Consider the following 12,564-nt stretch of genomic DNA (forward strand, 5'->3'; position numbering starts at 1 on the left):
ATGAGTGCGTACACCGACTACCGGACCGGTGAGCCGGTCGCCGACACCACGGCGCCGGACGGTCCGATCGAGGAGCGCTGGAACCGCCGCCGCTTCGAGGCGAAGCTGGTCAACCCGGCCAACCGGCGCGGCTACCGGGTGATCGTCGTCGGCACCGGGCTCGCGGGCGGCGCGGCCGGGGCGACCCTGGCCGAACAGGGCTACCAGGTGGTCCAGTTCTGCTACCAGGACTCCCCGCGCAGGGCGCATTCCATCGCCGCGCAGGGCGGGATCAACGCCGCCAAGAACTACCGCAACGACGGCGACTCGGTCCGGCGGCTGTTCTACGACACCGTCAAGGGCGGTGACTTCCGCGCCCGTGAGTCCAATGTGCACCGGCTGGCCGAGGTGTCGGTGGAGATCATCGACCAGTGCGTGGCACAGGGCGTGCCGTTCGCGCGGGAGTACGGCGGGCTGCTGGACACCCGCTCGTTCGGCGGGGTGCAGGTCTCCCGTACCTTCTACGCCCGCGGCCAGACCGGACAGCAACTGCTGCTGGGCGCGTACCAGGCGCTCTCCCGGCAGATCGCCGCGGGCCGGGTGGAGATGCACGCGCGCACCGAGATGCTGGACCTGATCGTGGTCGACGGGCGGGCGCGCGGCATCGTGGCCCGGGACCTGATCACCGGGCGGATCTCCACCCATCTCGCGGACGCGGTGGTGCTCGCCTCCGGCGGCTACGGCAATGTCTTCCATCTGTCGACGAACGCCAAGAACTCCAACGCCACCGCGATCTGGCGGGCGCACCGGCGCGGCGCGTACTTCGCCAACCCCTGCTTCACCCAGATCCACCCCACCTGCATCCCGCGCTCCGGCGACCACCAGTCCAAGCTGACGCTGATGAGCGAGTCGCTGCGCAACGACGGCCGGATCTGGGTGCCGAAGGCGAAGGGCGACACCCGGCCGCCGGCACAGATCCCGGAGCATGAGCGCGACTACTACCTGGAGCGGATCTACCCGGCGTTCGGCAATCTGGTGCCGCGTGACATCGCCTCCCGCGCCGCGAAGAACGTATGCGACGAGGGCCGCGGGGTCGGCCCGGGCGGTCAGGGCGTCTATCTGGACTTCGCCGACGCCATCGCGCGGATGGGGCGTGCGGCGGTGGAGGAGAGGTACGGCAACCTCTTCGAGATGTACGAACGGATCACCGCGGAGGATCCGTACCGGGTGCCGATGCGGATCTACCCCGCGATCCATTACACGATGGGCGGACTGTGGGTCGACTACGACCTCCAGACCACCGTGCCGGGGCTGTTCGCGATCGGCGAGGCCAACTTCTCCGACCACGGCGCCAACCGGCTCGGCGCCTCGGCCCTGATGCAGGGCCTGGCGGACGGCTACTTCGTCCTCCCCGCCACCATCAACGACTATCTGGCCCGCCGTCCCCACGGCGGGGGCGCCGAGGTCGATCCGGCCCATCCGGCGGTGACCGCGGCGGTGGCCGAGGTGTCCGACCGGCTGCGGCGGCTGCTGGCGAACGACGGCGACCGCACCCCCGACTCCTTCCACCGGGAGCTGGGCGAACTGCTCTGGGACGAATGCGGGATGGCCCGCACCGGGAGCGGACTGCGCAAGGCGCTGGAGCGCATCCCCGCGCTGCGCGAGGAGTTCTGGCGACGGATCAAGGTGCCGGGCAGCGGTGCGGAGCTGAACCAGTCGCTGGAGAAGGCCAACCGCGTCGTCGACTACCTGGAGCTCGCCGAGCTGATGTGCCTGGACGCGCTGCACCGCGAGGAGTCCTGCGGCGGCCATTTCCGGGAGGAGAGCCAGACGGCCGACGGCGAGGCCGCACGGCGCGACGAGACCTTCTCCTACGCGGCGGCCTGGGAGTTCACCGCGACCGGCGGCGCCCCCGTACTCCACCGCGAAGAGCTGGTCTTCGCTTACGTCCACCCCACCCAACGGAGCTACGCATGAGGCTCACCCTGCGGATCTGGCGCCAGCGCGGCCCCGAAGAGCCGGGCGCCCTGACCACCTACGAGGTCAACGGCATCTCACCGGAGATGTCCTTCCTGGAGATGCTCGACACCCTCAACGAGGAGCTGATCCTCGCCGGCGACGAGCCGATCGCCTTCGACCACGACTGCCGCGAGGGCATCTGCGGTGCCTGCGGGATGGTGATCAACGGCCAGGCGCACGGCCCCGAGCGCACCACTACCTGTCAGCTCCATATGCGGCACTTCGCGGACGGCGACACCATCGACGTCGAGCCCTGGCGCGCCGCCGCGTTCCCCGTGGTGAAGGACCTGGTGGTGGACCGGTCGGCGTTCGACCGGATCATCGGCTCGGGCGGGTTCGTCTCCGTGCCGACCGGCAGCGCCCCCGACGCCCACGCCACCCCGGTGCCCAAACCGGTGGCGGACCTCGCCTTCGAGCACGCCGAGTGCATCGGGTGCGGCGCCTGTGTGGCGGCCTGCCCCAACGGTTCGGCGATGCTCTTCACCTCGGCGAAGGTGGTCCATCTCAATTCCCTGCCGCAGGGCGCGCCGGAGCGGGAGTCCCGGGTGCTGGACATGGTGGGGACGATGGACGACGAGGGGTTCGGCGGGTGCACCAACACCGGGGAGTGCGCCGTGGCCTGTCCCAAGGGGATACCGCTGCAGTCGATCTCGCGGATGAACCGGGAGTTCCTGCGGGCGGGCCTCAAGGGCGGCGGCCGGGCGGACTGAGCGGGTCCGCCGCCCCGTCCGGGTCCCCCGCCAGGAACTCGTCGAGGATCCCCGGGGCGGCCGCGGCCGCGAAGGGGACGGCGTCCCCGGCGGCCATGTCCGGGGCGCGGTAGCCGTCCTGGCCCGCCGCGACGGCCGCCGTCACGGTGGTGAGTCCGGCCCGCCGGGTCAGCGGGCTGTCGGTGAAGCTCCAGGCGAGCACGGCCTCGCGGGCCAGGGCGACGGTGTCCCGGCTGAAGGTGCCCGAGCGGATCAGCAGATGACGGCCGGTCACCCCGTGGCCGAGGGAGCGGTGGGCATCGCGGGCCAGCACCAGCACCAGGGGCACGGCCAGCAGGGCGTAGCCGAGCGCGCAGTACAGCAGCACCGGGGTGAGCAGCGCCCCGAGCACGGTGAGGGCCGCGGTGCCGGGCAGCACGGCCCAGACCATCCCCCGCACGGTCCGGCGGCGGCGGGCGGCGGGCGGGTGGGGGCGCAGCGCCGGACGGTCGAAGAGCGCCGGGGCACCGTCGCCGGGGCCGGGGGTGGCCACCGCGGCGGCCACCCGCAGCGCTTCGGCGCGGGGTGCGGGCGGCAGCACCTGGCTGCGTTTGCAGTTCTCCTCGCGGCTGCCGAGACCGCCCGCGACGGCCCGTACGGTGGCGCCGCCGCCCAGGCGCAGCAGCAGGGGTTCGCGGAGCACCGCACCGCGCAGCCGGGAGCGTTCGAAGGAGACCGAGCGGGTGGTGAGCAGTCCGCGGCGGACCCGGAGGGTGTCGGCGTCCGTCCGCTCCAGACGGTACTTCCACCAGTTCTCGGCGTAGAGCACGACCGCGCCGAGGCTGCCGACGGCGGCGATGCCGAGGAGGGCGAGCGGCACGGTGAGCCACAGCGCGCTGTGGCCGAACTCCCGGAAGGCGTCGCGGACCACCCCGATCCGCCAGGGTTCGACGCCGATGTCGCCGAGCACCCGCCAGACGGTGCCGAGGACGGCGAAGACCCCGCCGAAGATCCAGAAGGTGAGCGGGGCGTAGCGCAGCCAGCGCCGGTCGACGGTGGAGAGCACCGGCTCCCCGGTGGTGTCCGCGCTCCCGGCGCGGGCCAGCAGTTCGGCGCGCAGCCGCTCGGCGTCCGGGCGGGTGAGCGCCTCCAGGGTCAGGGCGCTGCCGCCGGTGGCACCGTCGGCCGTGGTACCGGCGCGCAGCACGGTGAGGCCGAGGAGCCGCTGGACGGGGTGGGCGGTCAGATCGACGTTGCGGACGCGGTGCAGCGGGATGGCGCGCAGCCGCCGGGTGAACAGTCCGGTGCGCAGTTCGAAGGCGTCGGCGGTGATCCGGTAGCGGGTGCGCCACCAGCGCAGCAGTCCACCGGTGGTGATGACGGCGAAGCCCGCGGCGATACAGCCGAGGGTGATCCAGGCGCGGGTGTCCAGCCGTCCGTGGGTCGCCAGGGCGGTGAGTCCGAGGGAACCGAGCGGGGCGGCCAGCCAGCTCAGGTGGACGGCGACGGTGCGCGGATCGAGGGAGCGCCACTCGGTGGCCGGGGCGGTGGCCTGGGCGGTGTCCGGCGGTGCGGCGGTCATGCGGCATCACCGGCCACGAGCTGGGCGGCCTCGCCGATCCGGCGGGAGAGCTCCTCGGCGTCGGCGTCGGACAGTCCCGCGATCCGGATGTCGCCCGCGGTGGAGGCGGTGGTGACGGTGACGGTGGCCAGTCCGAACGCCCGCTGGACCGGGCCGCGTACGGTGTCCACGGTCTGCACCCGGGAGAGCGGGGCGATCCGGCGGGTGCGCCAGAACCAGCCGCTCGCCGCGTAGACCGCGCGCTCCCCCAGCTCCCAGGCGTGCACCGCGTACCGCCACCGGGGCATGAACCACAGATAGCCGAGCGCGGGCAGCACCAGGACGACCAGCAGCAGCGGGCCGAGCCAGGGCAGCGCACCGGGGAAGAACAGCAGTGAGCAGACGGCCAGGGCCAGGGCGGTGAGCAGGGCAGGACCGCTGAGGACGAGCAGGGCCTGCACGGTCCACCAGCGGCGGGCCCGTGGATCGACCCGGTGGCGCGGCGGCCTGAGTTCGGGCATCGGAGTCCCCCGTAAACTTTCCAAGTCAGCTGTATTGAACGGGACCACTGTAGCAATACAAGTGACTTGCAAAAAGGGTTCACACGGGAAGGACCACGGGGTGCCCAAGCGGGTGGATCATGAAGAGCGGCGCAGGCTGATCGCCGGGGCGCTGTGGCGGCTTGCGGCCGAACGCGGCCTGGAGGGCGCGAGCCTGCGCGATGTGGCGGCCGAGGCGGGCATCTCGCTCGGTCAGTTGCAGCACTACTTCACCAGCAAGGACGAGATGCTGGGGTTCGCGCTCGAGCACATCGGACAGCTCGCCGAGGGACGCATCCGCGCCCGGATCGAGGCCCTGCCGGGTGAACCGACCCCGCGCACCGTCCTGCGCGAGACACTCGCCGAGATGCTGCCGCTGGACGAGAACAGCCGGATCGGCCAACGGGTGCAGATCGCCTACTTCGTCCGGGCGCTCTACGACGAACGGCCGCGCACCCACGCCAGGGAGGGCTCCCGCGCCCTGCGCGACTTCCTCGCCGGACAGGTGGCACGCGGCGTCGAACGCGGCGAGGTGCCCGCCGACCGGGACCCCGGCTGCGAGGCGTCCCTGCTGATGGCCCTGGTCGAAGGCGTCAGCGGACACACCCTGATGGAGCTGCACACCCCCGAGGAAGCCATGGCGCTGATCGACCTGCATCTGGAGCGGCTGTTCGGCGGGGCAGCCGCCTAACGACGGCCCCGCTGGGCCACCTTGAGCGCATTCGCCAGATCCTCCAGCGCCTCCAGCAGCAGTTCCGCACCGCGCACCGCCACCCCGGGCCGGTCCCCGGCCCGCCGCTGCCAGCGCTCCAGCACCTCACCCAGCGGCTCCCAGTCCAGCGGACGCCGCTCCCGGACCGCGGCGGCGGCCTCCGGCAGCGCCGTGCGCAGCGCCGCGGCGAACTCCCCGGCCTCGGCGGACGGGGGCGCGGCATGGTCCGGAAGGTGTGCCTCCAGCAGCATGGTGACCCGGCCCGTGGTGGACAGCGCCGTCTGCGCCTCCCGCGCCGCGCGCCGGGACAGCCCGCGGTGGCGCACCGGCTCCCGCTGGGCCCGCGCCTCCAGCTGCTCCCAGGCAGCCCGTGCCGCCCGCGCGTCCAGCAGCGCCTCGCGCACCTGGCGGGGGCGGCGGTCGGCAGGGCGGGCGTGGGCGTCGAACACGGCGGTGGCGTAATGGCCGTTGGCGGCCAGCCAGTCCGCCAGCCGGTCCCGCAGCAGCGGTGTCTCCCAGGCCGGGAAGACCACGTACGCGGCCATCGCCAGCACCCCGCCCAGCAGGGTCAGCGCCACCCGCGCCTGCACCGTCTCCCCCGGGGCCGCGCCCGCGATGCCGAGCAGGAAGACCACATAGGCGCCGATGCACGCGGAGGCCACGATGAAGCCGGTGCGCATCAGCAGGTACAGCGAGCCCACACACGCCACCGCCAGCAGCGCGCTCACCCAGGGGGCGGGGTCGGCGAGCGCCACCACCACTCCGGCGACCAGCACCCCCGCCAGCGTGCCGGTGAACCGGGCCACCCCGCGCGAGAAGGTCTGGCCGAAGTCGGGGCGCAGCACCATCACCGAGGTCAGCGGCGCCCAGTAGCCGTGGCCCCAGGGCAGTGCGCTGCCCAGCAGATAGCCGCCCGAGGCGACCACCGAGACCCGTACCGCGTGCCGGAAGACGGGTGAGGACCAGCGGGACTCCCGGCGCAGCGCGCGCCAGACCACCCGCACCCGCCCGGCGGGGGTGGGGGACGGCAGATAGCGGCGGTCCCGGCCGCCCTCGGCGGTCACCGTCTCCACCGGTTCGTCCGACGACTCCACCACGTCGTTCACCAGCGCCATCAGCCGCAGCGCGGCCCGGCGGGCGGCGCCGTCCAGTTTGGGGCCGGTCGGCGGCACCTCCAGGACCGCCATCGCCTCCGGGGGCAGCCGCACGGTCACGCCCCGGCGGATGGCATGGGCCACGGCGTCCAGCACGGTGGCGGTGGCGCCCAGCAGTTCGCGCGCCCGGTCGCGTTCGGGACCCTTGGCCGCGGCGCCGACCACCGGGTCGGCGAGCGAGGCCAGCACCGGCCGGATCCGTTCGGCCAGCAGCCGGTAGCCGCGGAGCTGGCGCGGGCGCCGCCGGGCCTGGCGGGGCGTCAGGGCGGCGGCGCTGCGCGCGTCCATCAGCGGGGTGGGGTCGAACGGCGCCACCGGGTCCTGGCGCAGCCGCCGGGCGTAGTCGGCAACGGCGGCGAGCGCATCGGCCAGCGCGTCCCGCTGGACGCCCCACGGCCGCACCGGGAACAGCACGATCAGCGCGGCCTGGACGACCCCGCCCAGACCGATCAGCGCGGCGTGCTCCACGGCGCCCAGCAGGGAGGTGGGGAGGGTGACGGTCACCAGCATCACGGCGACCATCTGGGTGGCGACCAGCCCGGAGACCGGGCCGACCGCCCACGCCATCCCCGTCAGCAGCGTCCAGACGGCGAGCATGACGACGAAGGTGGCGGTGTGGGCGGCGGCCAGATAGCCCAGGAAGGTGCTGACCGCGAGACCGGCCGCGGCGGCCAGCGCCAGCGCGGGACGCGGCCGCCAGCTTCGCTGGAAGGTGGCCAGCCCGGCGGAGAACGCGCCGAAGGCGGAGGAGACCGCGAGCGTGGGCGACCCCAGCCACAGGGTCAGCCCGACGACGATCGCCACCCCGCACGCCCCGCGCAGCGCGACCAGCGGCTCCAGCCGGGTGCGTTCGATGGACAGCCCGTCCCGCGCGGTCTCCTTGAGCGCGCGCGACCAGGTCATACGGTGAGCCTACGGCCCCGGTCCCGCGGAACCGAAGCCGTGGGCGCGCGAGTGCGCGGTCAGCCCCGGGACGTACCGCAGTCCACGTCGAGCAGCTTCATCGGACGGCTGCCGTCGAGGTCCACATAGGCGGTGAAGGACGCCTTCGGGCCGCCCCGCCAGTGGGTGGTGACGGTGGCCCAGCCGACCCGCGCGGACTGCGCCGTGGTCACCTCGCCGACATCGATCCGCTTCGGGGTGTTCTGCGCGCACAGCAGGACGTCGAAGCCCGGGTTCTGGTCGGCCTTCTCCTTGAGCTGGTCCGCGACCAGGTGCTTCCGCTCCCAGGGGCGCGGGCCGTGGTTGCCGTAGAAGCCCTCCAGGAAGTGGTGGATCTCCTCAGCGGTGTAACGGCGGTCGGGGTCGGTCCGGGGTGTGTGCGCGGAGACCGGGGCGCTCGCGGCGAGCGCGAGTCCGAGACCGAGCGCGGCCGTGCAGCCTGCGGTCACCGCCGTGGAACGGAACAGACGAAGCATACGGAATCCCCCTGAGCAGGTCGTTGCACCCATTATTCGGGCGAACACTCAAGAAGACCCGCCAACCCACCGGATGGTTGTGCGCCGTTCGGCCCCCTGTCCGGAGGCTGCCGGTGAAACGGCGTACCCCCCGCCGGCCGGGGGCCTGGCGGGGGGTACGTCCTGGACGCGGGACGCGCTCAGTGGTTGCTGGGGAAGCCCAGGTTGATCCCGCCGTCGCTGGGGTCGGGCCAGCGGGTGGTGACGACCTTGCCGCGGGTGTAGAAGTGCACCCCGTCGTTGCCGTAGATGTGGTGGTCGCCGAAGAGCGAGTCCTTCCAGCCGCCGAAGGAGTGGTAGCCCACCGGGACCGGGATCGGCACATTGACGCCGACCATGCCCGCCTCCACCTCGAGCTGGAAGCGGCGGGCGGCGCCGCCGTCCCGGGTGAAGATCGCGGTGCCGTTGCCCCACCGGGAGCTGTTGATCAGCTCGATGGCCTCGTCGTAGGTCTCGGCGCGGACCACGCACAGCACCGGGCCGAAGATCTCGTCACGGTAGGCGTCGGCGGTGGTGGGCACCTTGTCCAGCAGCGAGACACCGATGAAGAAGCCGTCCTCATGGCCATCGACCGTGTAGCCCGTGCCGTCCACGACCACCTCGGCGCCCTGGGCCGCGGCCCCGCGCACATAGGAGGCGACCTTGTCGCGGTGCTCCTTGGTGATGAGCGGGCCCATCTCCGAGGCCGGGTCGTTGCCGGGGCCGATCCGGAGCTTGGCGGCGCGGTCGGCGATCTTCTTCACCAGCTCGTCGCCGGTGTCCCCGACCGCCACGACCACCGAGACCGCCATGCAGCGCTCACCGGCCGAGCCGTAGGCGGCGTTGATGGCGTTGTCCGCGGCGAAGTCCAGGTCGGCGTCGGGCAGCACCAGCATGTGGTTCTTGGCGCCGCCGAGCGCCTGGACCCGCTTGCCGTGCTCGACGGCCTTGGACTGGATGTACTGGGCGATCGGGGTGGAGCCCACGAAGCTGACCGCGGCGACGTCCGGGTGCTCCAGCAGCCGGTCCACGGCCACCTTGTCACCGTGGACGACGTTGAGCACCCCGTCCGGCAGCCCGGCCTCGGCGGCCAGCTCGGCCAGCCGGAGGGCGGCCGAGGGGTCCTTCTCACTGGGCTTGAGGACGAAGGTGTTACCGCAGGCGATGGCCACCGGGAACATCCACATCGGCACCATGGCCGGGAAGTTGAACGGGGTGATGCCCGCCACCACACCGAGCGGCTGGCGGATCGAGGAGACGTCGACCCCGGAGGAGACCTGGGTGGACAGCTCGCCCTTGAGCTTCTCGGCGATCGAACAGGCCAGCTCGACGATCTCCAGACCGCGGGCCACCTCGCCCAGCGCGTCGGAGTGCACCTTGCCGTGCTGCGCGGTGATCAGCTCGGCCAGCTCGTCCCGGTGGGCGACGACCAGCTCACGGAGCTTGAACAGGATCGCGGTGCGCTTGGCCAGGGAGGTGGTGCCCCAGGAGCGGAACGCGTCCTTGGCGGTGGCTACCGCCGCGTCGACCTCGTCCACGGAGGCCAGGGCGACCTGGGTGTCCTGGGCGCCGGTGGCGGGGTTGTAGACCGGACCGAAGCGACCGGTCGCGCCCTCGACGGCCTTGCCGCCGATCCAGTGGTTGACGGTCTTCATGGGGTGGGCCTTTCTGTCGAAAAACGTCAGAGGTGGCGGCGGCGGGCGGCGGCCTGCCGGTCGTAGTCCTCACGGGCCTTCACGGCGGCCGGGCGGGTCGCGGTCTCGGCGACGGGCACATCCCACCACGCCTGGGCCCCCGGCGGGCCGGACACTGTGTCGGCTGTTTCGGTCTCCACATAGACACATGTGGGACGGTCCGAGGCGCGGGCCGCGGCCAGCGCCTCCCGCAGCTCCCGCACGCTCCCGGCGCGCAGCACGTCCATACCGAGCGAGGCGGCGTTGGCGGCCAGGTCCACCGGCAGCGGATCGCCGGTGTAGCTGCCGTCGGCCGCCCGGAAGCGGTAGGCGGTGCCGAACCGCTCGGCGCCGATGCCCTCCGAGAGGGCGCCGATGGAGGCGTAGCCGTGGTTCTGGAGCAGCACGACGTTGATGTTGATGCCCTCCTGGACGGCGGTGACGATCTCGGTCGGCATCATCAGGTACGTCCCGTCGCCCACCAGCGCCCACACCGGGCGGTCCGGGGCGGCCAGCCGCACCCCGATGGCCCCGGGGATCTCATAGCCCATGCAGGAGTAGCCGTACTCCAGGTGGTACTGGCGCGGCGAGCGGGCGCGCCACAGTTTGTGGAGGTCGCCGGGGAGCGATCCGGCCGCGTTGACCACCACGTCCTCGTCGCCGACGACCGCGTCCAGCGCGCCCAGCACCTGGCTCTGCGAGGGCCGCGCGGTCTCGTCGTCGGCGGCGAACGCGGCGTCCACCCGGCGCTCCCAGGCGGCCTTGCCGACGCGGTATCCGGCCTCGTACGTCTCGTCGACCCGGTGGCCGGACAGCTCGCGGACGAGCGCCTCCAGACCGGCGCGGGCGTCCGCCACCAGGGTGGTGGCGGACAGCTTGTGGGCGTCGAAGGGCGTGATGTTGAGGTTGACGAAGCGGACCCCGGGGTCGGCGAAGAGGGTCGCGGAGGCGGTGGTGAAGTCGCTGTACCGGGTGCCGACGCCGATGACCAGGTCGGCGTCGCGGGCCAGATCGTCCGCGACGGCGGTGCCGGTGTGCCCGATGCCGCCGATGTCGGCCGGGTGGTCATGGCGCAGCGAGCCCTTGCCCGCCTGGGTGGAGGCGACCGGGATGCCGGTGGCGTCGGCCAGGGCACGCAGCGCGTCCTCGGCCTCGCTGTGGTGGACCCCGCCGCCCGCGATGATCAGCGGCCTGCGGGCGGAGCGGATCGCCTGGGCGGCGACGGCGAGTTCGGTCGGGTCGGCGGCCGGGCGGCGTACCTGCCAGACCCGGTCGGCGAAGAACTCCTCGGGCCAGTCGAAGGCTTCGGCCTGGACGTCCTGCGGCAGGGCCAGGGTGACGGCGCCGGTCTCGGCCGGGTCGGTGAGCACCCGCATGGCGGCCAGCGCGGCCGGGATCAGCGCCTCGGGGCGCATCACCCGGTCGAAGTAGCGGGAGACCGGGCGCAGACAGTCGTTGACCGACACATCGCCCGCGGAGGGGACTTCGAGCTGCTGGAGCACCGGGTCCGCGGGGCGGGTGGCGAAGATGTCACCGGGCAGCAGCAGCACCGGCAGCCGGTTGACGGTGGCCAGCGCCGCACCGGTGACCAGATTGGTCGCACCGGGGCCGATGGAGGTGGTGACCGCCTGGGCGGAGAGCCGGTTGGACTGCCGGGCGAAGCCCACGGCCGCGTGCACCATGGCCTGTTCATTGCGGCCCTGGAGGTAGGGCATGGCGTCCGGACCGGATTCCAGGAGGGCCTGCCCGATCCCGGCCACGTTGCCGTGGCCGAAGATGCCCCAGGTGGCGTTGATCAGGCGGTGCCGCTGCCCGTCGCGCTCGGTGTACTGGTGGGCCAGGAACTCCACCAGGGCCTGGGCGACGGTGAGGCGGCGCACTGCCGAGGCGTTCATCGGGGGCCTCCATCGGGGGCTTCGTAGAGCGGGAGTCGGGGGTCGACGGGCTGGTCCGGCCAGGTGGAGCGGATCCAGGCGTGGTCGGGGTGGTCGCAGATGAGCCAGGAGCGCTCCTCCTCCGGGCCCGCCATGACGTTGAGGTAGTACATGGTGTGGCCGGGGGCGGCGATGGACGGGCCGTGCCAGCCGTCCGGGATCAGCACGGTGTCACCGGTGCGGACCTCGGCCAGCACATCGGTGCCACGGCCGCGGCCGGAGGGGGAGACCCGCTGGTAGCCGACGCCCTCGCTGCCGTGGGACGCGGCGATCTCGAAGTAGTAGATCTCCTCGAGTTCGCTCTCCTCACCGGGGCGGCACTCGTCGTGCTTGTGCGGCGGGTAGGAGGACCAGTTGCCGCCCGGGGTCAGCACCTCGACGGCGATCAGCTTGTCGCAGTCGAAGACCCCGGCGGCGCCGAAGTTGTTCACCTGGCGTGAGCAGTTGCCGGTGCCGCGCAGCTCGACCGGCACGTCCGAGGCGGGGCCGTAGCGCGCGGGCAGTCTGCGCTCGCAGCGGGCGCCGGCGAGTGCGAAGCGGCCGCCCGCGCCGGTGGCGATCCGGGCGTGCGCGTCGCGCGGCAGATAGACGAAGTCGCTCACCCCGCTGAACACGCTCTCCCGGCCGTGGAGTTCGAAGACCTCCCCCTCGGTGTCCACCGTGCAGCCGCCGCTGAGCGGCAGCAGGATCCACTCGCTGTCGCCGGTGGCCAGGGAGTGTGAACCGCCGGGCGGCAGCTCGAGCACCCGCAGCGCGGAGTACCCCCAGCCGGCCCGCTCGGGGCCGATGTCCACGACATGGGGACCGCCGGCCGCCTCACCGGCCCGCACATGGAAACCGGTCGAAGGATCGCTGCTGGTCATGACGT

General features: G+C 73.0%; 10 protein-coding genes. 3 read left to right on the forward strand and 7 right to left on the reverse strand.

Annotation, left to right across the window (positions count from 1 at the left end):
- Together NMK44_RS10085 and NMK44_RS10090 are read left to right on the forward strand one after the other, a co-directional pair.
- Positions 1-1,956, forward strand: a complete 1,956-nt coding sequence (locus NMK44_RS10085; RefSeq protein WP_254740581.1) for a fumarate reductase/succinate dehydrogenase flavoprotein subunit — start codon at positions 1-3, stop codon at positions 1,954-1,956.
- Positions 1,953-2,708 carry a succinate dehydrogenase/fumarate reductase iron-sulfur subunit gene (locus NMK44_RS10090; RefSeq protein ID WP_254740583.1) on the forward strand — a complete coding sequence of 252 codons (756 nt, stop codon included), beginning with the start codon at positions 1,953-1,955 and terminating at the stop codon, positions 2,706-2,708. Before NMK44_RS10085 ends, NMK44_RS10090 begins: the two co-directional genes overlap by 4 nt.
- Here NMK44_RS10090 and NMK44_RS10095 read toward each other — a convergent pair.
- Together NMK44_RS10095 and NMK44_RS10100 are read right to left on the reverse strand one after the other, a co-directional pair.
- Positions 2,683-4,269, reverse strand: coding sequence for a PH domain-containing protein (locus tag NMK44_RS10095; RefSeq protein WP_254740585.1), 1,587 nt, complete (start codon positions 4,267-4,269; stop codon positions 2,683-2,685). The two genes, NMK44_RS10090 and NMK44_RS10095, sit on opposite strands and share 26 nt — an antisense overlap.
- Positions 4,266-4,769: a PH domain-containing protein gene (locus NMK44_RS10100; RefSeq protein ID WP_254740587.1), complete on the reverse strand. Its 504-nt coding sequence runs from the start codon at positions 4,767-4,769 to the stop codon at positions 4,266-4,268. The genes NMK44_RS10095 and NMK44_RS10100 overlap by 4 nt, the downstream gene beginning before the upstream one ends.
- Positions 4,770-4,869: 100 nt before the next feature.
- On the opposite strand from NMK44_RS10100, the gene NMK44_RS10105 reads away from it, so the two are divergent.
- The gene (locus NMK44_RS10105) at positions 4,870-5,478 is read left to right on the forward strand and encodes a TetR/AcrR family transcriptional regulator (protein ID WP_254740589.1); all 609 of its coding nucleotides are present in this window, start codon (positions 4,870-4,872) and stop codon (positions 5,476-5,478) included.
- Here NMK44_RS10105 and NMK44_RS10110 read toward each other — a convergent pair.
- The 5 genes from NMK44_RS10110 to iolB all read right to left on the reverse strand — a co-directional run bounded on the left by NMK44_RS10110 (position 5,475) and on the right by iolB (position 12,559).
- A complete protein-coding gene (locus NMK44_RS10110; RefSeq protein WP_254740591.1) occupies positions 5,475-7,556 on the reverse strand; it encodes an FUSC family protein in 2,082 nt (693 codons plus the stop codon). The genes NMK44_RS10105 and NMK44_RS10110 overlap by 4 nt on opposite strands.
- A gap of 59 nt (positions 7,557-7,615) precedes the next feature.
- On the reverse strand, positions 7,616-8,071 hold the full coding sequence (locus NMK44_RS10115) for a hypothetical protein (RefSeq protein ID WP_254740593.1): 456 nt from the start codon (positions 8,069-8,071) through the stop codon (positions 7,616-7,618).
- A 179-nt stretch (positions 8,072-8,250) separates the two neighbouring features.
- A complete protein-coding gene (locus NMK44_RS10120; RefSeq protein ID WP_254740595.1) occupies positions 8,251-9,744 on the reverse strand; it encodes a CoA-acylating methylmalonate-semialdehyde dehydrogenase in 1,494 nt (497 codons plus the stop codon).
- A gap of 26 nt (positions 9,745-9,770) precedes the next feature.
- A complete protein-coding gene (iolD, locus tag NMK44_RS10125) occupies positions 9,771-11,657 on the reverse strand; it encodes a 3D-(3,5/4)-trihydroxycyclohexane-1,2-dione acylhydrolase (decyclizing) (protein WP_254740597.1) in 1,887 nt (628 codons plus the stop codon).
- Positions 11,654-12,559, reverse strand: a complete 906-nt coding sequence (iolB, locus tag NMK44_RS10130) for a 5-deoxy-glucuronate isomerase (RefSeq protein WP_254740599.1) — start codon at positions 12,557-12,559, stop codon at positions 11,654-11,656. The genes iolD and iolB overlap by 4 nt, the downstream gene beginning before the upstream one ends.
- Positions 12,560-12,564: the final 5 nt, after the last annotated feature.

Source organism: Streptomyces cucumeris (assembly GCF_024295805.1).
Taxonomy (GTDB): Bacteria; Actinomycetota; Actinomycetes; order Streptomycetales; family Streptomycetaceae; genus Streptomyces; species Streptomyces cucumeris.